This is a genomic window from Rhodanobacter glycinis, from assembly GCF_006438785.1.
In the GTDB taxonomy this organism is placed as follows: domain Bacteria; phylum Pseudomonadota; class Gammaproteobacteria; order Xanthomonadales; family Rhodanobacteraceae; genus Rhodanobacter; species Rhodanobacter glycinis_A.
Genome location: NZ_RCZB01000007.1, coordinates 103,261 through 124,876, shown reverse-complemented (window position 1 = coordinate 124,876; position 21,616 = coordinate 103,261). Strand labels below are relative to the sequence as shown.

Genomic DNA, 21,616 nt, shown 5'->3' with positions numbered 1-21,616 from the left:
TCCGCAATGGTGGATTCGGGGACAAGGTCGACCAGCAGCCTTGCGCAATGGCCCATTATGACATGCGGCCGACACCCTTACATCTGGCAATGGCACATGTAAAAGCTTCGTAAAACGATGGCCGGCAACCCGGTCGGCCATGACTTCTCGCGCATTGCACGAAACGGCTGCACAGCCAATGATGCGAGGTATGCGCTGGCCATTCCTCAACCACATCCGACTGCTCCGCTATGCGGGCTTCTTCACCTATCTGTCGGTAGGGACCCCGTTGATCACCAATTGGGCCACCGAGCGGCTCAATCAGCTGCAGCGTCCGAATTTCTCATTGTTGCTGTGGACGCTGTGCTATCTGATCTTCGGCCTGATGTACTGGATGCTGACCAGCAATCTCGGTTCGCGCCGTTACCCGATCCTGAAATTGCTGGGCCTGGCCTTGATGACGGCGGCCGCGGTGGCGGTGGGCTGGTACAGCCATAGCGGGCTGTCGGCCATGCTGATGGTGGTTGCCTCGCTGGTGCTGCCGTGGTTGTTGCCGTTCTGGCTGAGCGTTTTCTGGCTGTTGCTGCAGCATCTGAGCCTGGTGGCGATCTTCGTCACGTTTCCCGAATACGATCACAGTGTCGCGCTCGGTTTCCTGCAGGCCAGCATCTACCTGGGTATCTCGGTGCTGGTGTTCATCACCTCGATGGTGGCCAGCCAGCAGGCCGAGCAGCGCGAGGCGCAGCGCCGGTTGAATTCGGAATTGCGCGCCACCCGCGCGTTGCTGGCCGAGTCCAGCCGGATCGCCGAACGCATGCGCATCGCGCGCGACCTGCACGATCTGATCGGCCATCACCTGACTGCACTGAGCCTCAATCTCGAAGTAGCCAGTCACCTCACCAACGAGGCCGCCGGTGCGCATGTGCGCAAGGCGCAGAGCACGGCCAAGCTGTTGCTGGCCGACGTGCGCGAGGTGGTCAGCGAATTGCGCCAGGACGATGCGATCGACCTGACCCAGGCGCTGCGCAGCCTGACCGAGGGCGTACCCGGCTTGAGTGTTCACGTGGTCATGCCGCCGCGCTTCAGCGTGGAGGATCCACGTCGCGCGCAGGTGCTGCTGCGCTGCGCACAGGAGATCATCACCAACACCGCCAAGCATGCCGGCGCGCGCAACCTGTGGCTCAATTTTGCCTATGCCGCGGAAAACCTGCTGGGGCTGCATGCGCGCGACGACGGTCGCGGCGCCGAGCAGGTCGAGCCGGGCAATGGCCTGTCCGGCATGCGCGAACGGCTGGCCGAGTTCGGTGGCAGCGTGACGCTGGATACCGGTTTGAGTCAGGGCTTTGCACTGACCGTGCGACTGCCGCTGGGTGAACACAAGGCGCTGGCCCACGCGCCGTCACGGTTTGAACCACCCGCGCTGAATGTGTCGTAATGTTGGTGGTTCGCCTCGGCATGCAAGAATGCGCCATCGCTGAAAACGGTATATTCCGCCGGTTTCCACTACCACTCCCTGAGTCACGTTTGTTCGAGGATTCGCGATGATTTCCGTTTGTCTCGTCGACGACCAGAATCTGGTGCGCCAGGGGGTTCGCTCGCTGCTGGATCTGGCCGAGGACATCCGCGTGGTGGCCGAGTGCGCCGATGGTGCTCAGGCCGTGCAGGACATACCGCGGGTCAAGCCGGACGTGGTGCTGCTGGATCTGCGCATGCCGAACATGAGCGGGCTGGAAGTGCTGCAGGCGCTGTCCGCACGCAACGAGCTGCCGCCCACCATCATCCTGACCACGTTCGACGACGATCAGCTGGTTCTGCAAGGCCTCAAGGCCGGCGCGCGCGGCTATCTGCTGAAGGACGTCTCGCTGGAACAGCTGGTGGAGGCCGTGCGTACGGTGGCCGCGGGCGGCTCGCTGGTGGCGCCGATGGTCACCCAGCGCCTGATGGCTGGCGTGGCGCGGATGCAGAACCATTTCACCAGCCTGGAACAGCCCGATCCGCTGACCGAGCGCGAAACCGAGATACTGCGGCTGCTTTCGGGCGGCTACAGCAACAAGGAGATCGCCAATTCGCTGAAAGTGGCCGAGGGCACGGTGAAGAATCACGTTTCCAATATCCTGTCCAAGCTTGGGGTGCGCGATCGCACCCGCGCGGTGCTGAAGGCATTGGAAATGGGCATCGTCTGAGCCCGCAGGGGGAGCGGCCCGAACGCGGCATGCTGACCGCCGGGCGCGTGCTGCGGCTTGCTTTCCGGCGTTGCGGATGGGGCTGCAACAGCGGATAGCGTTCCAGCCCGTGAGCAAGTAACATCCGTAGCTTCGGCGTTTGCCGACCCCCTGCCATGGCCCTCGGATGATCTCTCGGGCAGGCCCTTGTGATGGCCGGGGCGACATCTCGTAGGTATGGCGTAAAGACGCTTCGGAGAACTCTGGAATGATGCGTGTCTTTGAATTTCTTGTTGCCCTGGTCATCGTTGCTGCACTCGGTGTCCTGGCGGCTGTGGTCATGCCCGGTAGCGGCCATGTGGAACGCCAGCTGGTCATCGGCAAGGACATGCGTCAGGTCTATGACGTGCTCGACAACTTCCGTCGGCTGCCCGATTACTCGGTGCTGCGCTCGCTCGACAAGGACGTGCAGTTCAATTTTTCCGGCAAGGCCTATGGCCCGGGTTCCGAGATCAGCTGGGTCAGTGCCGATCCCAAACTCGGCAACGGTGGGCTGACCATCGCCAGCGCCACGCCGGAGTTCGACAAGATCGACAGCAACACCAAGGGCGCCAGCATCGTCTGGAACCTGGACAACAGCTGGCGCGGACTGGACAAGCATTTCACGCTGGACCTGGAGCGCAAGGGCAGCCGTGGCCAGCTGACCCAGGTGACCTGGTCGTATGACGTATCCTACGGCTGGAACCTGATCAACCGCTTCGCCAACCTGTATATCCATGGCGATCCCGATTCGTTCATCCAGTTCAGCCTGAACAACCTGCAGAACGTGCTGGCTGGCGTACCGAACATCGACTACAGCCAGTTGATCCCGTACATCGAACAGACCCAGCCCACCCCGGTGCTGCTGGTGTCCACTTCGATCGCGCGCAAGGATGGCCTGGATGGCCTGGACGAAGCCGTCGCCAAGGCGATCACCGAGATCCAGGCAGCCGCCAAGAAGCTTGGCGTGAACGTGACGGGTCCGCGGATCCTGATCACGACCAATTATGGCGATCAGACCTACACCTTCGATGTGGCGCTGCCGATCGATTCCAGCACGTTGACCGTCAACGGCCAGAGCGAACAGCTGACCGCAGCGATCCCGCCCTCGCTGGATGCCACCGCGGCACCGGCCGAGGCCAGCAGCGCCGCGGCTACCGCTGCGGCCGACAATGTTGCCGTGGGCAGCCGCGACCGTTACGGCCGCCTGGCGGTGGACAGCAACGTGCGCGCCACGCTGGCATTTGGTGGCTCGGCACTCAAGGGCGTGTGGAACGGCACCTTCGCCGGCGTACCGCAGACCCGCGACATGCTGAAAGCCTACGCACAGACCCATGGCTACAAGTTCGACGACGTGGTCAACCGCGCGTACGACATCGTGGTGACGCCGGAAGTGAAGGACGCTGGTGGCAACATCACCAGCTACGCCAAGTACAACGTCTTCCTGCCGATCACCAACGCGCCGGAGAAGACCCCCGAGCAGGAAGCCGGGCTTCAGCCGCCGTCGCTGGAAGACGAGAGCGCACCGGCTGCATCCGGTTCGACTCCGGCTCCGGCAAGCAGCGCAGCGCCGGCCGAGGCGGCCAGCGCCGGCGGATAAGCCCGCTGCGACTGCTGAATATCGAGAGGTCCTTCCGAAAGAAGGGCCTCTCTTTTTTCATGGCTGCAGATGCCGATACGGCAGGTCCCTTGATGAAGCCGAACTTTGTCGGCGTCTTGCGGTACATTGCAGGGCGATCCACGGCGCCTCCTGCCGGCGCTCGATGCTCCGCCACCACCCACACCGGACATGATCGAAACCGACCAGCTCACCCGATGCTATGGCAACCTGACCGCAGTGGACGCGCTGAGCATTCGTGTCGAACCTGGTCAGGTACTCGGTCTGCTGGGACCCAATGGCGCCGGCAAATCCACCGCGATGCGCATGATCGCCGGGTTCCTGGTGCCGACTTCGGGCACCGCGCGGGTCTGCGGCTACGATGTCAGCCGTGAGCCGCTGAAGGCGAAACGCGCGCTCGGCTACCTGCCGGAGGGCGCGCCCAGCTACGGTGAAATGACGGTTCGCGAGTTTTTGCAGTTCATTGTCCGCATGCGTGGGTTCAAGCCGGATACCGGTTATCGCCGCTTCGAGGCGGTGGTACAGCAGCTGCAACTGGAGGACGTGTTGGGACTGTGCATCGATACGCTGTCCAAAGGCCTGCGTCGACGCGTGGGACTGGCGCAGGCGATCCTGCACGATCCACCGGTGCTCATGCTGGACGAGCCTACCGACGGCCTTGATCCGAACCAGAAACATGCCGTGCGTCAGCTCATCGACGTGATGGCGCGCGAGCGCACCATCCTGATCTCCACGCATCTGCTGGAAGAGGTACATGCGCTGTGCAACCGGGTGGTGATCATTGCCCGCGGCAAGCTGCTGGCCGATGCTACCCCGGCCGAGCTGGAGGCGCGCTCGCGCTATCACGGCGCGGTGTCGTTCAGCGCGCCGGGCAGCGGCATGTCGCAGGAAATGCTGGGCCGCCTGCCGCAGGTGGCGGCGATCGAGGTTGACCCGCTGGACGGCCGCATCACGGTGTTTCCGAAACCCGGCGAGCGCATTCTCGAGCCGGTCGAGACGCTGCTGCGCGAACAGGGGCTGGAGGTCTCGGAAATCCAGCTCGAGCGCGGCCGGCTGGACGAGGTGTTTCGCCAGATCACCACCGCGGAAAGCAGCGTCACCGGGAGCTGCGCATGAATCCGGTCAACGCCGTGCTGCGGCGCGAGTTGCGCAGCTATTTCGTGACGCCGGTGGCCTATGTGTTCCTGGTGATCTTCCTGGTGCTGGCCGGCATCCTCACGTTCTACGCCGGCGACTTCTACGAGCGCGGGCAGGCCGATCTGCAGCCGTTCTTCGTGATGCATCCCTGGCTGTACCTGATCCTGGTGCCAGCGATCACCATGCGCATGTGGGCAGAGGAAACCAAGGGTGGCACGCTGGAGTTGCTGCTGACCCTGCCATTGACCCTGTGGCAGGCGATGCTGGGCAAGTTTTTCGCGGCGTGGCTGTTCATCGGGCTGGCGCTGGTGCTGACCTTTCCGATCTGGATCACCGTCAACTACCTGGGCTCGCCGGACAATGGCGTGATCCTGGCCAGCTATCTCGGCAGCTGGTTGATGGCCGGTACATTCATCGCGATCGGCGCCTGCTTGTCGGCCTTGACCCGCAGCCAGGTGGTGGCGTTCATCCTCACTGCGCTGGTGTGCGTGCTGCTGATCCTGGTCGGGCAGCCGCAGGTGCTGGATTTCTTCTCCGGCACCTTGCCGCGCAAGTTGATCAACGCGGTGGCGCACCTGTCGATGCTGCGTCATTTCGAGGCGATCGCGCGCGGTGTGCTGGACGTCCGTGACCTTCTGTATTTCCTGCTCAGCATGGTCGGCTGGCTGGTCGCCGGCGTACTGCTGCTCGACCTGAAGCGGATGCGCTGAAGCCATGTTCCGGTTGCGTCTTCACCCCGTGTTTTCCACGCCGCTGCGGCTCAGCCGGCGAACTGTCCTGTACGGTGCGCTGGTGCTGCTGGCACTGGTATCCGTACCGCTGATCGTGGCCAGCAGCCGCTGGTTGCATGCGTCGCGGATCGATCTCACCACCGACCAGCTGTATACGCTGACGCCCGGTACGCTGCATATCGTCGATACGCTGAAGCGGCCGCTGCGGCTGACCTTGTACTTCTCCGACCACGCCACCCGCGACTTGCCGCAGTTGCGCAGTTACGAGCAGCGCGTGCGCGAGATGCTGCAGGAGATGGTGGCGCGTTCGCATGGCCACGTGCGCCTGCAGATCATCGACCCGGTGCCGTACTCCGACGACGAGGCCAGCGCCGAGGGCAGTGGCCTCACCGCGGCCAATGGCGGCAGCAACGGCGAGCGGGTATTTTTTGGTCTGTCCGGCAGCGCCATGTCCGGCGGTGCCGACAGCGATGTCGCCGATGACCGTGTGCCCGAAAAGACGCTGGCGATCCCGTTCTTCGATCCCGCCCGCGAAGCGTTCCTCGAATACGATATCGCCAAGCTGCTGTATGAGTTGAACCAGACCAGCAAGCCGCCGATCGGCGTGATCAGCTCGCTGCCGATCGACGGCAACCCGGTGCTCAGCGAGCAACCATGGACGGTGATGCAGCAGCTCAACCAGTTGTTCGACGTGCGGACGGTGGATCCGGCGACGCTGCGCCATGTCGATGACAACATGCAGGTGCTGCTGCTGATCCATCCCCGGCGGCTGTCGCCCGATGCGCAGTACGCGATCGACCAGTACGTGTTGCGCGGCGGCCACCTGGTGGTATTTGTCGATCCCGATGCGGAGCTCGACAGCGCCCCCTACAACCCCGACAGCACCACGTATCCCGATCACGGGTCGGATCTGCCGCGATTGTTCGCCGCCTGGGGCGTGCGCTACGACCCGCACAAGATCGTGCTCGACCGCGCCCGTGCGCTGCAGATCGAACTGGCCGGCAGCAGCCTCAATCATCCGGCCATGCTTGACCTCGGGCCGCAGGAACTCAACCGCAACGATGTCGTCACCGCCAGCCTGCAGCGCATCAATGTCTCCACCGTCGGTTACTTCGACCTGGCTGCGGATGCGCGCACGCGACTGATTCCACTGCTGCAGAGCAGCGCCGAAGCCGAGCTGGTGCCGACACAGCAGGTGCTGGATGCAAGCAACGACCCCACCACGCTGCTGCAGGATTACAAGGCCGACAACGCCCACTACGTGCTGGCGGCGCGCCTGCGCGGAGTCTTCGAGAGCGCGTTTCCCGCGCGTGCCGGCGAGCCCGGCCACCTGGTGCACTCCGCGCCGAATGCCGAGGTGATCCTGGTGGCCGACACCGACCTGCTCAGCGATCGGTTGTGGGTCGAGCCGCAGACCATTCTCGGCCAGACGATGATGCGGGTCTTCGCCAACAACGGCGATTTCGTCACCAACCTGGTGGACAACCTCAGCGGTTCGTCGGCCTTGCTGTCGATTCGCGGGCGCTCCACCTCGCAGCGGCCATTCACACGGGTGCAGGCATTGCGCAACGTGGCCGACCAGAAGTTCCTGCAGAAAGAGCGCGAGCTGGAGCAGGAGCTGGCCGATACCCGCCGCCGGCTGGATGAGCTGCAGCCGGCCAAGGGAAGCCACGGCAGCACGGCCACGGCCGAGCAGCGCCGCGAGATCGAACAGTTCCGCCAGCGCCAATTGGCGATCAACAAGGAATTGCGTGACGTGCAGCACCAGCTCAACGCCGAGATCGACGCGCTGGGCCTGCGCGTGAAGGTCATCAACATCGTGCTGGTGCCGGCGCTGGTGGTGCTGATCGGCCTGCTGTACGGCTGGCGCCGCAGCCGGCACAGCCGCCAGCGACGGTGAAAGCGGCAATCTGCCGCAACCGCGGGCTGCCGCTGCGGCAGACGTCGCCAACCCGCGGCATTATGCTGGGCGGTGGCCGGCTGTCGCCGGTGTGGATGAATGCGCTGGTGCAGCTGCCGTGATCGCAACCTTGCTGAAGTGGATCGTGCCGTGGGAGTTTTCGTGGGTGTTTCTCGCGGGCTTCCTGCTGACGTGCGTGCTGTATCTGCGCGGCAGCCGCCGGCTGTCGGTGAGCTTCAGCCGCAAGCTGGCGTTCTGGGCCGGCATGGCGATCATTTACCTGTCGCTGCACACGTATCTGGATTTCTATGCCGAGCATGAGTTCTTCATGCACCGGATCCAGCAGCTGCTGCTGCATCACCTCGCTCCGCTGCTGATCGTTACCGCGTTCCCCGGCACGGTGCTGCGCGCCGGCATGCCGCTGGCGTGGCGGGTGCACGTGCTGCAGCCGCTGCGCCGCTGGTGGCCATGGCGCATCATCAGCGGCGTGCTGCTGAATCCGACAGTGGCGACGCTGCTGTTCATCGCCTTCATCCTGATCTGGCTGATCCCGTCGATGCAGACGCTGGCGATGCTGGACTGGCGCATCTACCGTTTCATGAACTGGAGCATGTTGATCAGCGGCTTCGCCTACTGGTCGCTGGTGCTCGACCACCGGCCACATCCGCCGGGGCGGATGACTGCCGGGCTGCGCGTGCTGTCGCCGGCGATCACGATGACGCCGCAGATCCTCGCCGGCGCGATCATCACGTTCTCCAAGACAGACCTGTATCCGATCTTCGAGATCTGCGGGCGCGCATTCACCTTCAACGTGCTGACGGGTCAGCTGATCGGTGGCGTGATCATCTGGGTGCCATCGGCGTTGCTCGAATCGATCGGTGGCCTGATGGCTCTGCGTCAGTGGTTGCGGCTATCACGCAACGGCCGGTTGCCGCGCCGGCCACCGCACACATCCAGGCGGCGCACGCCCACCGTGGTCGACACGGTGGTACCGGATTGAGCTTCGCGCGGAGTCAGTGACCGTTGGTGTGTGGCATCGCGGCATGCTCCATCGGCGGCATGGCGTGGCCTTCGCCGGCGTCCATGGCGTTGGCCGGACGCGCGATGAAATCGGTGGCCAGCGTGCTGCCGTCAGTGAACTTGAGCGTCAGCTGGATCGTGTCACCGGGTTTCACGGGTACACTGGGCTGCATCAGCATCAGGTGATAGCCCGCCGGCGCCAGCACCGCCTTGCCATGCGCCGGCACGGTCACCGCATCGACCATCGCCATGCGACTCATGCCGCCTGCGGTGGAGCTCTGATGTAGCATCACGTCGGCATATATCGTGCTGCTTGCGCCGCTCAGTGCGGCGGGCAGGTCGCCGTCGTTCTGCAGCGTGACATAGGCGCCGGCTGGCAAGTCGCCGGGCAGCACGCGGATCCAGGCATGGCTGGCATGGACGTGTTCGGCAGCGGTGGCATGGGCGCCTCCGGCCAGCAACAAGCCAGCGAGCAACAGGGACAACATGGTGGATTTCATCGATGGGTTCCGGTGTCGAGCAAGAGGTGCAGGTCGTGCACGAGATCGTCCTGCGAAGCGGATGGCGTGGCCAGCACGCGTGCCCGGCCGTCACGGTCGAACACGTAGATCGCCGAGCTGTGGCTGACCTCGTAGTTGCCATCGGCCGAGCCCGGTTCCCGGGAAAACGCCGAGCGGTAGCGCTTGCTCAACGCCTCGATCGCGCGCGCTTCGCCAGTAAGGCCGACCGCGCGCGGATCGAAGGCATTGACGTAGGCATGCATGATCGCCGGCGTGTCGCGCGCCGGGTCGACGCTGACGAACAATATCCGCGCGCCATCGGCTAGCGGGCCCAGCCGCTGCATCACCACGTGCAGTTGTGCCAGGGTGAGCGGACAGACGTCCGGGCAATGGGTGTATCCGAAATACAGCAGCGCCACCTTGCCGCGGTAGTCCGCGCCGGTCACCGGCTTGCCGAGGTCGTCGGTAAGCTTGAAATCGAGATCGGGCATGTGGCCGCTGATGTTGGTCAGTCGCAACGGCAGCGGCTCATCATGTTGGCAGCCAGCCAGCAGCAGGCCGGCGACCAGCAGCAGGGCAGGGAGAAATGCGCGGCAGAGCTTCATGCGAGAATCCGGATGATCAACCGGTCAAGCATACGACAGTGGTCGGGATGCACGGTCAGGCAAACGGGAAATTCCGCGATGATGCGACAACCTGTCAATCCGCGAGCAGGTCTGCTGGCCGGCCTCGCCGGTGCCAGTGCGGTGTTGCTTGGCGCATTCGGTGCGCATGCCTTGCAGGGCGTGCTCGATGCGAGCCACAGCGAGCTGTGGCACACCGCGGTGAACTATCACGTCTGGCATGCGCTGGCGCTGGCGTTGGTAGTGGGGCTCGGGTGTGGTCGCAGCGGGCGTTTCGCGGCCGCAGCGTTTGCCATCGGCATCGTGCTGTTCAGCGGCAGCCTGTATGCGCTGGCGCTCGGTGCGCCACGCTGGACCGGCATCATCACGCCGTTCGGCGGACTCGCCCTTATCGCTGGCTGGATCGCGCTGGGTCTGTCGATATCGCGCGGTAACGATTAGTTCTTGCACGCGTCACTGCACTGTCATCGAGCGGTGGGACGCTGTCGGCATGAGCATGCAGATGGCCCTTCGTCGCAGCGCGCGCCCGCATACGTGGGTGCGGGGGTCCTGGCGACTTGTGCAATGGCTGACGTTAGCCGTGCTGGCTGCCTGGATGCTGCATCTGTACTGGCCGTCGACAGCAACCGATGACGCCGCCTCGCCCCCGGCCCCGGTGTCGCCGTTGGTGCACTGGAAAGATGCCGGTCATGACTGGCTGCTGGTTGTCGACCAGGCAACCCATGAGCTAGTGGTCTATGACGCCAATGACGGCCGCCCGCTGCAGCGCGTGGGAACTGTCAGTGGCGCTGGGCCCATTGATTCCATCTTCGGTGAGGGCAATTGGTTGATCGCCACGAGCCAGCAGCATCCACTCGTGCAGGTTCTCAGCCTGCCCGGACTGCAGCCGGTCACGCTTGCGGCTCGTTGATACGCAGCGAGCGCATCAGCCACCCGCCAGCGGCGCCGCGACATGCAGCATGAGGTCGGCGCAGAAGTGCGCCAGCATCGCGTGCTCCAGCCCGTACTTCCAGAACAGGCTGCCGGTCATCACGCCTACCAGTGCATTGAGCAGCACGATCCGCGCGATCGGCAGTGGGGCGTGCGCCACGCCGGTCGCGAAAGCTGCAGACAGGTGGCCAGCCCCGAACAGCAGCGCGGCGAGCACGATGGCGAGCACAAACATCCACGACCGGGCTACGCGCCGATTGCATCGTGCCAGCAGCCACACCAGCGCAGCGACCAGAAACAGGCGGCATTCTACCTCTTCCACGATGCCGCCGTAGAACGACGCCAGGAACCCGCGCCATGCCCAGCCCGTCGCGGTGGTAGCATCACCGGCTTCTTTCGGGCCGAGCAGCAATAGTCCGGTGACCACCAGGCCGGCCAGTACGCCGAGCACGATTGCCAGCCACCAGCGTGCATGCCGTGAAGGATCGCGCGGGCGCCGGTAGATCCATGCACGCAACCACGGTGCATCGAGGCCGTACGGCGCACCCAGATACAGCCCAAGCCACGCGAGCAGCCAGCACAGCAGACCGGCCCGTGCCGTTTGCGTTGCGATCACTGCCGGCAGCGGCAACGGCAGTGCGGCCAATTGCTGCGGCATCAGCACCAGCAGATAGGGCCACAGCGCCAGTGTTGCCAATACGCCGGCGATGCCGAACAGCAGGGCAAGTTTCAGATTCGGGCTACGCATCGGCAATGCAGAAGGAATGGTGGACATGGGGATGTTCCTGGTGGGGATCGTTCCGCGCTGCCGCTTTAACTGGAAAGTGGGATGGCCTGATGAAGTCGGCTTCGATGAATCAGTTGTCGTCGTCGGTCGCTGGCTCGCTCTTGCCCGGCTTCAGCCGGCCGGCCTTGCGCAGCGCCTCGCGCAGCACGTATTCGATCTGCGCATTGACGCTGCGCAGTTCGTCGTCGGACCAGCGTTGCATCGCGTCCAGCACGACGGCACTGATGCGCAATGGATAGGCTTTTTTTTCGGCAGCCATGCCGGCTCAGTGCCGCATGCGTCCACGCCTTGCGGCATGGCTCGCAATGAACACGATCAGCAGGATGGCGATCAGGCTTCCCATGACAATCTCCCTCAGTACAACGTGCCGGTATTCAGCACCGGCTGGGTGCCGCGCTCACCGCACAGCACCACCAGCAGGTTGCTGACCATCGCCGCCTTGCGCTCTTCGTCCAGATGTACCACGCCACGCTGGCTGAGCTGGTCGAGCGCCATTTCGACCATGCTCACCGCGCCTTCGACGATCTTGGTGCGCGCGGCGATGATCGCGCCGGCCTGCTGCCGCTGCAGCATGGCCTGGGCGATTTCCTGGGCGTAGGCGAGGTGGCTGATGCGTGCCTCGACCACCTGCACGCCGGCCTTGCCGAGACGGGCCTGGATCTCGTCGCGCAGGTGCGAGTTGATCACGTCACCGTGGCTGCGCAACGACGGCTTGCCGTCATCGTGGGCGTCGTACGGATAGCTCTGCGCCATCTGACGCAGCGCCGACTCGCTCTGGATGTGCACGTAGTTTTCGTAGTCGTCGACACAGAACACGGCTTCGGCGGTGTCCAGCACCTGCCACACCACCACCGCACCGATCTCGATCGGATTGCCGTCGTTGTCGTTGACCTTCAGCTTGCCGCTTTCGAAGTTGCGCACGCGTAGCGAGATGCGCTGCTTGGTGTAGAACGGATTGGTCCAGCGCAAACCTTCCTGCCGCACTGTGCCGGCGTACTTGCCGAACAGCTGCAATACCTGGCCTTCGTTGGGCGCGACCTGGAAATAGCCCTTGAGCAGAAAGGCGTCGAGGGCAAGCAGGACCACGCCGGTGAGCAACGGTGCCACGGCCGGCGTCTCCGGCTGGGTGTGGAGGGCCGAGATGAGCAGCGCCACGCCGATGCCGGCCAGTACGAGGCACAGGCCGATGAAGGGGATGCCTGCGACGGAAAAACCATTACGTTCGTTCATGGGTTGTCTCCCTGAGGTGCGGAAATTAGATATCATTATGATATCAAATACAAGCCCCCATTCGGCACCGTCCTCAAGGGTAGGAAGCTGCCGCCCGGCGCGTGGGTGGCACGGCCGCATACAATGCCGTTTTGCCTGCACCGGAGAACCCGATGAAGCCATTCGGCACCCCTCATTCCGACCACGCGCTGCGCGTCCTGCTGCTCGGCGCCGGCGAACTGGGCAAGGAGGTGGCGATCGAGTTGCAACGCTACGCTGTGGAGGTGATCGCGGTGGATCGCTACGCGAATGCGCCGGCCATGCAGATTGCCCATCGCAGCCACGTGATCGACATGCTCGACGGCAAGGCATTGCGTGCGGTGATCGAGCTGGAAAAGCCCGACCTGGTGGTGCCGGAGATCGAGGCGATCCACACGCCGACCCTGATCGAGCTGGAAAAGGAAGGGCAGCGGGTGATTCCCACCGCCCGCGCGGCGTGGCTGACGATGGACCGCGAAGGCATTCGCAGGCTGGCCGCCGAGGAACTGAAACTGCCGACCTCGCCGTACCGTTTCTGCAACGACGAAACGCAGTACCGCGACGCGGCGGCCGCGATCGGCTACCCGTTCGTGATCAAGCCAGTGATGAGTTCGTCCGGCAAGGGCCAGAGCGTGGTGCGCAACGCCGACGAATTGCAGCACGCGTGGGACTACGCGCAGTCCGGCGGTCGTGCCGGCAAGGGCCGCGTGATCGTCGAGGGCTTCGTCGATTTCGATTACGAGATCACCATGCTCACGGTGCGGCACACCGATGGCGTGAGCTTCTGCGCACCGATCGGCCATCGCCAGGAAGACGGCGACTATCGCGAGTCGTGGCAGCCGCAGCCGATGAGCGATGCTGCGCTGGCCGAGGCGCAACGGCAGGCGGCGGCGGTCACCGGTGCGCTGGGCGGCTGGGGCGTGTTCGGCGTGGAGTTCTTTGTCAAGGGCGACGCGGTGATCTTCTCCGAGGTCAGTCCGCGTCCGCACGATACTGGCCTGGTCACGTTGATCTCGCAGGAGTTCTCCGAGTTCGCGCTGCACGCGCGGGCGATCCTCGGCCTGCCGATTCCGGTGATCCACCAGTACGGGCCCTCAGCCTCATGCGCGGTACTGGTCGAGGGCGACAGTGCGGCACCGCGTTATCACGGTTTGGCAGAGGCGCTGACCGAGCCCGATACGCAGCTGCGCATTTTCGGCAAGCCCGAGGTGAAAGGCCGCCGGCGCATGGCGGTGACGCTGGCGCGCGCCGATACGCTGGAGGCGGCGGTCGGCAAGGCAGTACGTGCAGCAGGGCATCTGCGTATCGAGTTGTGAGCGTGGGCGATGCGATAGGCTTGCTGGACGTGGCAGCTGATTGAGAGGAGAGCAAGCATGGAATCGACCGGATTTGCACACTGGCTGGTGATGGTGGTGGAGCTCAGTGTGGCGTTCGTCCTGCTGTTGCTGGCATTGGCGGTCGTGGTGCTGATGGCGACTTGGGTGGTCGATCGCAACCAGACCGGCAACGCGGTGCTGCGCAACTTCCCGGTGATCGGCCACTTCCGCTACTGGTTCCTGCATCTGGGTGAGTTCTTTCGCCAGTACCTGTACTCCAGCGACCGCGAGGAGATGCCGTTCAATCGCGTGCAGCGCACCTGGGTGTACCGCGCCGCCAAGGACGTCGACAACACCAACGCATTCGGTTCCAGCCGCGACCTGCGTGCCGAGGGCGTGCCGTTCTTCGTCAACGCGCCGTTCCCTGATCTTGGCGTGGATCATGTCGAGCCGGTGCCGGTGACGATCGGCCCGCATGCTCGTGAACCGTACAGCCACGCCGCGTTCTTCAATATTTCGGCGATGAGTTTCGGTGCATTGTCGGCGCCGGCGGTGCGCGCGTTGTCGCGCGGTGCGGCGAAGGCGGGCATCTGGATGGACACCGGCGAGGGTGGACTGGCGCCGTATCACCTCGAAGGCGGTTGCGACATCATCTTCGAGATCGGCACCGCCAAGTACGGCGTGCGCACGCCCGAGGGCAAGCTGGACGACGGCAAGCTGCTGGCGATCTGCGCGCACAAGCAGGTGAAGATGGTCAGCATCAAGCTGGGTCAGGGTGCAAAACCCGGCATGGGCGGCCTGCTGCCAGGTGCCAAGGTCACTGCGGAGATCGCGGCGATCCGCGGCATCCCGGTCGGCGAGGATTCGCAGAGCCCGAACCGTCATCTGGACATCGGCAACGTGTCGCAGCTGATGGACAGCATCGGCCACATCCGCGAACTCACCGGCAAGCCGGTGGGCTTCAAGGCGGTGCTCGGCGGGGTGGAGTGGATTGGCGAGCTGTGCGATGAAGTGCACCGGCGCGGCATCGAAAGCGCACCGGACTTCATCATCGTCGACGGCTCCGAAGGCGGCACCGGCGCGGCGCCGCAAACGCTGATGGAAGGTGTCGGCCTGCCGCTGCACGAGGCGTTGCCGGCGCTGCTCGACATGCTGATCGTCAAGGGCCTGCGCGAACGCATCAAGGTGGTCTGCTCGGGCAAGTGCATCACCGCCTACGACGTGGCGTGGGCGCTGTCGATCGGCGCGGATTTCGTCAACTCGGCACGCGGCTTCATGTTGGCCCTTGGCTGCATCCAGTCACTGCAGTGCAATCGCAATACGTGCCCCACCGGCATCACCACGCAGAACCCGAAATTGCAGCGTGGCCTGGTCGTCACGGACAAGAGCGAGCGCGTCTATCACTACGCGAAGAACGTGATGAAGGAAGTCGGCATCATCGCGCACAGCTGCGGCGTCAGCGAACCGCGCCAGCTCAACCGCGGGCATTGCCGCGTGGTGGGTGATGACGGCTTGTCGATTCCGCTGGTGAAACTGTTTCCGTATCCGCAGAACGAGTCGCCCGCGCAAGCGGGATGAGCGCTAGCGGCCGGATTCGGGCGCCATCGGCTGCCAGCCTTCGGCAGTGCGGATCTGCAGCGGCCTGAAGCGCCGCTTGTAATCCATCTTCGGATGGCCGTCGATCCAGAAGCCCAGATACAGCCACGGCATGCCCCGACGGCGGGCCAGCTCCACTTGCTGAAGGATGGCGCAGGTGCCCAGGCTGCGCGCGTTTTCGTCGGGGTCGTAGAACGTATAGACGGCCGAAATCCCGTTGAGGCAGACATCGGTCACCGCCACCGCAAGCAAGCGTTCGCCCAGTCGCAGTTCCAGGAACAGGGTGGGACTCCACGGCGCGGTGAGGAAGCGGCGGAAGTCGCTGGCCTCGGCATCGTCCATGCCACCGCCGGCATGGCGGCTCTGCAGGTAGCGTTCGTACAGCGCGTGGCGCTCGCGGTTGTAGCCGGGGATCGATTCGCGCACGGTGATGTCGGCGTTGCGTTTCAGGCAGCGGCGCTGGGCGCGGTCGGGCATGAAGTTGGCCACGTCGATGCGGCATGGCGTGCAGGCGTGACATTGCGGGCAGTGCGGAAAATACAGGTGGCCACCGGCGCGACGAAAGCCACGTTCCAGCGCGGGGCCATACAGCTGGTCAAGCTGGGGCGCCGCCGGGTCCAGCACCAGGTTCTGCGCGGTGCGATCGGCGTAATAGCCGCACGCATGGGGCAGGGTCTGGAACAGTCGGATTGGGTCGGAGCGGCGCATGCGCCGATTCTATGCCTGCGCGGCGCCCGCGCAACATCGGGGTCAAACCACGTGCAGGTAGCGCAGCATCACCACGGCGAACGCCGCAAGCACGAGCAGCAGCACGATGCGCCGCACGCGCGCCACCGTGTATTGCCGCCGCGTGGCTGGCGTGGGGTTGCGCGCAGCGGCCAGTTCCTCGCCGTGACGGATCACCGGCTCAATGCCGATGTCCCGCAACAGCGACCGCGCCCTGGTGTAATCGTCGGCGTGGGTGATCCATACCTGGGCCCAGCTGTCGCGGTTGTCATGCCGCTGCGTGTAGCTGAAACGCTGCCAGGTCGGGCGATTGTAGTTGGAGCGATTGGCCACGCTGGCCTCGATGCCGTGTTCGGCCATCAAGGCGATCACGCGGTCGACGTTTTCCTGGCGGGGTGAGGTGTAGATCTGGCGCATGCGTGGAGTTTACGCGATCAGTCGCCGCGCACGCGGATCAGGCCTTCCTGCGCGGTGGAGGCAACCAGCCTGCCGTCGCGACTGAAGATCTGACCGCGTGCCAGCCCGCGGCCGCCTTGTGCCGTCGGACTGTCGAACGAATACAGCAGCCATTCGTCGACGCGGAACGCCCGGTGGAACCACAGCGCGTGGTCGAGGCTGGCCATCTGCACGTTGTGGGTGAGGTAGGAAATGCCGTGCGGCAGGGTGGCTGTGCCGATCAGATGAAAGTCCGAGGCATACGCCAGCAGGGCGCGATGCAGGATCGCCGAGTCGCTGATCGGCGAGGTCAGCTTGAACCAGATGTGCTGGATCGGCGGGCGCTTGGCCGGGTGGCGCTCATCGCGCGGCCACACCTGGCGAAACTCGAACGGGCCGTCGATGCCCATCCAGCGCTGCAGTTTCACCGGCAACCGGGCCAGTTCGTCCGGCGGCAGCGGGTGCAGCGGCTCCACATCTTCCGGCGCGGGTACTTCGGGCATCGAGGTCTGGTGTTCCACACCTTGCTCGGGCACCTGGAACGACACCGAGCCGTTGAGGATCGGCTGGCCATGCTGGATCGCCACCACCCTGCGCGACGAGAACGTGCCGCCATCGCGGGTGCGTTCCACGTTGTAGACGATCGGCGCCTCGATGTCGCCCGCGCGCAGGAAATAGGCGTGCAGCGAATGCGCCTCGCGCAGCGGGTCCACGGTTTCCTGTGCTGCTGCCAGGGCCTGCCCCAGCACCTGGCCGCCGAAGACGAAACGGGTGCCGATGTCGCGGCTCTGGCCGCGGAACAGGTTGTCCTCCAGCCGTTCGAGTTGCAGCAACTCGACCAGTTCGGCGACGTGGTTTGGCGGCATGGGGAAAGCTCGTTGCGGCGATGGAGGCGCGATTATAGTGGCCTGCGCCGGGAATCTAGCGCGCCACGATCCGCGTCAGGCCACTGCCGTCAAGTACTTCGGCCCATGGAAACTTCGGGCCGGGATCGAGTTTGCGGCTGACCTGCAGCATGGGATCGTCGCTGGCCGGCATCAGCGCCGTGTCCAGTTCTTCGTGGCCGGCAATCTGTCGAAGATTGGGGAATTCGCCGCGCAACCGGACCAGCAGTTCCCGCAATGCGCCGATCTGCGCCGCGGCGTAGGGCTCGGTCATCGGCTGGTGGCGCGAGTCCCACCAATGCGGGTAACGGCCGAGGTTGACCAGTTCGATGCCGATCGAGTTCGGGTTGTGGCCGCGCACGTGGTTTGCCACCCGCGTGCCAGGAACGTAGCGGTAAACCGTGCCATCGCGGTCGATGTAGTAGTGCCCGCTGTTGCCGGTGCCGCTGGGGTGCAGCACCTTTTCGCCGTATTCGCGGGCGGTGGCCAGGTCCGGCAGCTCGGTGCAGTGGATCACCACCAGCTCGACAGCGTCGACGGAGCGCTCGGGCAAGGTTTCGACGTAGGGCAACGGCTGGTCGCGGATGCTCAGGCTCATGCGCCGCAGTTTCGCATGAGGCAAGGCCGTCCGGAAACGTCGCCTGTTACCATGAACGCCTTGCATTCTGCAGTTTTCATGGAGACCGCCATGCGCGGCCAGATCATTCTTTCGCACGGCTCGGACTCCGGTCCGGACGCCACCAAGGTGAGCGCGTTGGCTGTGCTGGCCGAATCGCTGGGCTGGCGCACGCAGCGGCCGGACTACGTCGCCGACGACGCGCGCGGCCATGCCGGCTCGGTGGCGCCGCGGATCGCCCGCCTGCGCGCCACCATCGAGGCGCTGGATACGCCGCCGCTGCTGGTCGGTTCCAGCATGGGCGCGTTCGTGTCCGGGCTGGTTTCGCTGGATGTGCCCGTGGCCGGTTTGCTGTTGCTGGCCACGCCGAGCGAGATCCCGGGTTATGCGCGCAAGTTCGACCTGCGGAGCAACGTGCCGGCATTGCTGATCCACGGCTGGCGCGACGAAGTCTGTCCGCTGGCAGGCGTGCAGGCGTTCGCCGCCCAGCGCCGGCTACCGCTGCTGGTGCTGGACGACGACCACCGGCTGAGCGGAAGCATGGACACGATCACCGCGCAGTTCCGACTGCTGCTGGACCAGCTGGCGACCACCGCATGAGCCACTATTTCGCGACCTGCCCCAAGGGCCTGGAATATCTCCTGCGCGATGAGCTGATCGCGATCGGTGCCAGCGACGTGCGCGAGGCGCTGGCTGGCGCGCATTTTTCCGGCACGCTGGAAACGGCGTATCGCGCCTGCCTGTGGTCGCGCCTGGCCAGCCGCATCCTGCTGCCGCTGGCCGAGTTCGATGCGGCCGACGACGACGCGCTGTATCGCGGCGTGCAGGAGATCGACTGGAGCCAGCATCTGGCCGCGCATGCCACCTTCGCGGTGGATGCCGGTACCGCGATGAGCAAACTCACCCACAGCCAGTTCATCGGCCTGCGCACCAAGGACGCGATAGTCGACCAGTTCCGTCAGCGCGACGGCAACCGGCCCGGCATCGATACCGACGAACCCGACATTCGCATCAACGTGCGTGTGCGCCGCGATCGCGCCACGCTGTCGCTGGATCTGGCCGGCTCGCCGCTGCACCGCCGCGGCTGGCGCGAAGTGCAGGGCGAGGCGCCGCTGAAGGAAAACCTCGCCGCCGCGATGCTGCAGCGCGCGCGCTGGCCCGAGGTGTACGCCGCCGGCGGCGCACTGCTCGATCCGATGTGCGGCTCCGGTACGCTGCTGATCGAGGGAGCATTGATGGCGGCCGATGTGGCGCCAGGTCTGCGCCGCGAGTATTTCGGCTTTCTCGGCTGGCAGCAGCACGACATTGCGCTGTGGCGCGGCTTGCTGGATGAAGCGAAGCAGCGCGCCGAAACCGGTCTGCGCGGATTGCGCAGTGTGTTCTTCGGCAGCGACGCCGACCCGCGGATGGTGCAGACGGCCAAACGCAATGCGCAGGAAGCCGGTGTGGCCGGCTTCTTCACACTGGACAAGCAGGACGTGACGCATGCCGCGCCACCGCCGGGTATCGAGTACGGATTGGTGATCACCAACCCGCCGTATGGCGAACGGTTGGGCGAACGCGCAGAGATGCCGAAGCTGTACCGCGCGGTGGGCGATACCTTGCGCGCGCGCTTCACCGGTTGGCGCGCCGCCGTGCTGGCCGGTGATGTGGAATTGGGCCGTGCGATGCAGCTGCACGCGGACAAGCGCTATGCGTTGTACAACGGTGCGCTGGAAACCGTGCTGCTGACCTTCGATCTCAGCAAGCGCGATGAGGTGCCGCGCGAGCCCAAGCCGCTGTCGGCCGGCGCGCAGATGCTGAAGAACCGGTTGGAGAAGAACGTCAAGCATCTGCGCAAGCGACTTGCCCGTGAAGGAGTCCACTGCTGGCGCGCTTACGATCAGGACCTGCCCGAGTACGCCGCCGCGATCGACGTCTACGGCGACACCAGCGGCGACGATCACCTGCACATCCAGGAATATCGCGCACCGGCCGACGTGCCGCCGGACATCGCTCGCCTGCGCCTGCGCGAGATCGCCCGTGTCGCCGGCGAGGTACTGGGCGTGCCGCGCGAGCGCATCGCGATCAAGACGCGCGAACGCGGCAAGGGTGGTTCGAAATACGGCCAGCTCGACCAGCGCAACGAGTTCATCGAGGTGGAGGAGGATGGCCTGAAATTTCTGGTCAACCTCACCGACTATCTCGACACCGGCCTGTTCCTCGATCACCGGCTGGTGCGCGCCAAGGTGCGTGAACTGGCGGATGGAAAATGTTTTCTCAACCTGTTTGCCTACACGGCCACCGCCAGCGTGCACGCTGCGGCCGGCGGCGCGCTGGAAACCACCAGCGTGGATCTGTCCGCCACGTATCTGGAATGGGCCTCGCGCAATCTCGCGCTGAACGGTTTCAGCGGCGCGAGTCACCGACTCATGCAGTTCGACGCCCTGGAATTCCTGCAGCGCGACCGCGGCCATTACGGCTTGATCTTTGTCGACCCGCCCACTTTTTCCAATTCCAAACGTGCCGAAGATTTCGATGTGCAGCGCGATCACGTCAAGCTGCTCGATGCCTGCAACGAGCGGCTGACCCGCGATGGCGTGATCGTGTTCTCCAACAATTTCCGCCGCTTCAAGCTCGACCGGGCGGAGCTGGAACAGCGCTTCGAGATCGAGGACTGGACCGCCCCCAGCATCCCGTTCGACTTCGCTCGCCGCGCCGACATCCATGGTTGCTGGCTGCTGCGGCGGCGCAAGGCCGATCCCGGGATAAATCCCTGGGATACGGCGCGCATCAAAAAGTGAACCCTTCAGTCCACATTAAGCGTGATCAGTCGAGCATCCGTCCGTACAACGGAGAAAGCTCATGACCCGACGTTTCAATAGTGCAGGTTTCAGTGGCGCAGGCAAGCTGGCAGTACTCAGTCTCGCGATGGTGGCCGCGCTGGCTATGCCGCTCGGCGCATCGGCGCGCGGCTGGGGTGGTGGGCATGGCGGCCACGGTGGTTATCACGGTGGCAACTACGGCGGTCATGGCGGCTATTACGGCGGTCACGGCGGCGGGCACTGGAGTGGCGGCCGCTGGATTGCCGGGGCCATCGTCACCGGTGCGGTGCTTGGCCTGGTAGCTGATTCCATGCGCCCTGCACCGGTGTATTACGGTGCGCCGGTCTATAGCCAGCCGCGCACGGTAATTTACGAAGATGGCCCGCCGATCGTGCAGCGTCGCGTGGTCGAAACCCGCACGGTGGTCTATGACGACCAGCAGACGCGGTACATTCGTGACGATGGCTACGATCGTGACGATGGCTACGACGACAATTGAGGCCCGCGGCGAACCCGATGAAAACAGAAGAGCCCGGACATGCCGGGCTCTTCTGTTTTCAGCAGC

Annotated in this window: 23 protein-coding genes; 14 read left to right on the top strand and 9 right to left on the bottom strand. The window is 64.8% G+C overall.

From position 1 onward, the window contains the following. The first annotated feature begins 190 nt into the window (after positions 1-190). From EAH75_RS18605 to EAH75_RS18575, 7 genes are all read left to right on the top strand, one after another. The gene (locus EAH75_RS18605; protein WP_140654559.1) at positions 191-1,414 is read left to right on the top strand and encodes a sensor histidine kinase; all 1,224 of its coding nucleotides are present in this window, start codon (positions 191-193) and stop codon (positions 1,412-1,414) included. 106 nt (positions 1,415-1,520) lie between these two features. Beyond that, complete coding sequence (locus EAH75_RS18600) at positions 1,521-2,162, top strand: response regulator (RefSeq protein ID WP_140654557.1); 642 nt, start codon at positions 1,521-1,523, stop codon at positions 2,160-2,162. A 247-nt stretch (positions 2,163-2,409) separates the two neighbouring features. After that, positions 2,410-3,780: a polyketide cyclase gene (locus tag EAH75_RS18595; RefSeq protein ID WP_140654555.1), complete on the top strand. Its 1,371-nt coding sequence runs from the start codon at positions 2,410-2,412 to the stop codon at positions 3,778-3,780. Positions 3,781-3,969: 189 nt separating this feature from the next. Beyond that, positions 3,970-4,914, top strand: a complete 945-nt coding sequence (locus EAH75_RS18590) for an ABC transporter ATP-binding protein (RefSeq protein ID WP_140806477.1) — start codon at positions 3,970-3,972, stop codon at positions 4,912-4,914. Continuing rightward, complete coding sequence (locus tag EAH75_RS18585; RefSeq protein WP_140654551.1) at positions 4,911-5,645, top strand: ABC transporter permease subunit; 735 nt, start codon at positions 4,911-4,913, stop codon at positions 5,643-5,645. The genes EAH75_RS18590 and EAH75_RS18585 overlap by 4 nt, the downstream gene beginning before the upstream one ends. Positions 5,646-5,649: 4 nt before the next feature. Next, positions 5,650-7,566 carry a GldG family protein gene (locus EAH75_RS18580; protein WP_140654549.1) on the top strand — a complete coding sequence of 639 codons (1,917 nt, stop codon included), beginning with the start codon at positions 5,650-5,652 and terminating at the stop codon, positions 7,564-7,566. A 118-nt stretch (positions 7,567-7,684) separates the two neighbouring features. Beyond that, positions 7,685-8,566 (top strand): cytochrome c oxidase assembly protein, encoded by an 882-nt coding sequence (locus tag EAH75_RS18575; RefSeq protein WP_140806476.1) that lies wholly within the window; start codon positions 7,685-7,687, stop codon positions 8,564-8,566. Positions 8,567-8,579: 13 nt separating this feature from the next. Here the strand turns inward: EAH75_RS18575 and EAH75_RS18570 are convergent, their stop codons facing one another. Together EAH75_RS18570 and EAH75_RS18565 are read right to left on the bottom strand one after the other, a co-directional pair. After that, positions 8,580-9,086, bottom strand: coding sequence for a copper chaperone PCu(A)C (locus EAH75_RS18570; protein ID WP_140806475.1), 507 nt, complete (start codon positions 9,084-9,086; stop codon positions 8,580-8,582). After that, a complete protein-coding gene (locus EAH75_RS18565; RefSeq protein ID WP_140654543.1) occupies positions 9,083-9,691 on the bottom strand; it encodes an SCO family protein in 609 nt (202 codons plus the stop codon). The genes EAH75_RS18570 and EAH75_RS18565 overlap by 4 nt, the downstream gene beginning before the upstream one ends. 81 nt (positions 9,692-9,772) lie before the next feature. Here EAH75_RS18565 and EAH75_RS18560 point away from each other — a divergent pair, with 81 nt between their 5' ends. Both EAH75_RS18560 and EAH75_RS18555 read left to right on the top strand, forming a co-directional pair. Beyond that, positions 9,773-10,150 carry a DUF423 domain-containing protein gene (locus EAH75_RS18560; RefSeq protein ID WP_140806515.1) on the top strand — a complete coding sequence of 126 codons (378 nt, stop codon included), beginning with the start codon at positions 9,773-9,775 and terminating at the stop codon, positions 10,148-10,150. A gap of 49 nt (positions 10,151-10,199) precedes the next feature. Then, positions 10,200-10,619 carry a hypothetical protein gene (locus EAH75_RS18555; protein ID WP_193557821.1) on the top strand — a complete coding sequence of 140 codons (420 nt, stop codon included), beginning with the start codon at positions 10,200-10,202 and terminating at the stop codon, positions 10,617-10,619. Between the two features lie 15 nt (positions 10,620-10,634). Here EAH75_RS18555 and EAH75_RS18550 read toward each other — a convergent pair whose 3' ends face one another. From EAH75_RS18550 to EAH75_RS18540, 3 genes are all read right to left on the bottom strand, one after another. Beyond that, the gene (locus tag EAH75_RS18550) at positions 10,635-11,414 is read right to left on the bottom strand and encodes a CPBP family glutamic-type intramembrane protease (RefSeq protein WP_140654541.1); all 780 of its coding nucleotides are present in this window, start codon (positions 11,412-11,414) and stop codon (positions 10,635-10,637) included. An 82-nt stretch (positions 11,415-11,496) separates the two neighbouring features. Beyond that, positions 11,497-11,685, bottom strand: a complete 189-nt coding sequence (locus tag EAH75_RS18545; protein WP_140654539.1) for an Arc family DNA binding domain-containing protein — start codon at positions 11,683-11,685, stop codon at positions 11,497-11,499. A gap of 95 nt (positions 11,686-11,780) precedes the next feature. After that, positions 11,781-12,656: an SPFH domain-containing protein gene (locus tag EAH75_RS18540; RefSeq protein WP_140654537.1), complete on the bottom strand. Its 876-nt coding sequence runs from the start codon at positions 12,654-12,656 to the stop codon at positions 11,781-11,783. A 152-nt stretch (positions 12,657-12,808) separates the two neighbouring features. On the opposite strand from EAH75_RS18540, the gene purT reads away from it, so the two are divergent. Together purT and EAH75_RS18530 are read left to right on the top strand one after the other, a co-directional pair. Next, entirely contained in the window at positions 12,809-13,990 is a 1,182-nt protein-coding gene (purT, locus tag EAH75_RS18535) for a formate-dependent phosphoribosylglycinamide formyltransferase (protein WP_140654534.1), read from the top strand. 57 nt (positions 13,991-14,047) lie between these two features. Next, the gene (locus EAH75_RS18530) at positions 14,048-15,568 is read left to right on the top strand and encodes an FMN-binding glutamate synthase family protein (protein WP_140806474.1); all 1,521 of its coding nucleotides are present in this window, start codon (positions 14,048-14,050) and stop codon (positions 15,566-15,568) included. A 3-nt stretch (positions 15,569-15,571) separates the two neighbouring features. Here the strand turns inward: EAH75_RS18530 and EAH75_RS18525 are convergent, their stop codons facing one another. The 4 genes from EAH75_RS18525 to EAH75_RS18510 are packed head-to-tail and all read right to left on the bottom strand — an operon-like array spanning position 15,572 to position 18,229. Next, complete coding sequence (locus tag EAH75_RS18525; RefSeq protein ID WP_140654528.1) at positions 15,572-16,294, bottom strand: arginyltransferase; 723 nt, start codon at positions 16,292-16,294, stop codon at positions 15,572-15,574. A 42-nt stretch (positions 16,295-16,336) separates the two neighbouring features. Then, positions 16,337-16,729, bottom strand: coding sequence for a hypothetical protein (locus EAH75_RS18520; RefSeq protein ID WP_140654525.1), 393 nt, complete (start codon positions 16,727-16,729; stop codon positions 16,337-16,339). A gap of 17 nt (positions 16,730-16,746) precedes the next feature. Next, complete coding sequence (locus EAH75_RS18515) at positions 16,747-17,613, bottom strand: acyl-CoA thioesterase (protein ID WP_140654523.1); 867 nt, start codon at positions 17,611-17,613, stop codon at positions 16,747-16,749. A gap of 55 nt (positions 17,614-17,668) precedes the next feature. Beyond that, positions 17,669-18,229 (bottom strand): N-acetylmuramoyl-L-alanine amidase, encoded by a 561-nt coding sequence (locus tag EAH75_RS18510; protein WP_140654521.1) that lies wholly within the window; start codon positions 18,227-18,229, stop codon positions 17,669-17,671. A 90-nt stretch (positions 18,230-18,319) separates the two neighbouring features. On the opposite strand from EAH75_RS18510, the gene EAH75_RS18505 reads away from it, so the two are divergent. The 3 genes from EAH75_RS18505 (at position 18,320) to EAH75_RS18495 (ending at position 21,550) form a co-directional block, all read left to right on the top strand. Continuing rightward, the gene (locus EAH75_RS18505) at positions 18,320-18,847 is read left to right on the top strand and encodes an alpha/beta hydrolase (RefSeq protein WP_140654519.1); all 528 of its coding nucleotides are present in this window, start codon (positions 18,320-18,322) and stop codon (positions 18,845-18,847) included. Next, a complete protein-coding gene (rlmKL, locus tag EAH75_RS18500) occupies positions 18,844-21,030 on the top strand; it encodes a bifunctional 23S rRNA (guanine(2069)-N(7))-methyltransferase RlmK/23S rRNA (guanine(2445)-N(2))-methyltransferase RlmL (RefSeq protein WP_140654517.1) in 2,187 nt (728 codons plus the stop codon). The genes EAH75_RS18505 and rlmKL overlap by 4 nt, the downstream gene beginning before the upstream one ends. A 61-nt stretch (positions 21,031-21,091) precedes the next feature. Next, a complete protein-coding gene (locus tag EAH75_RS18495; RefSeq protein ID WP_140654502.1) occupies positions 21,092-21,550 on the top strand; it encodes a hypothetical protein in 459 nt (152 codons plus the stop codon). The last annotated feature ends 66 nt before the right edge of the window (positions 21,551-21,616 follow it).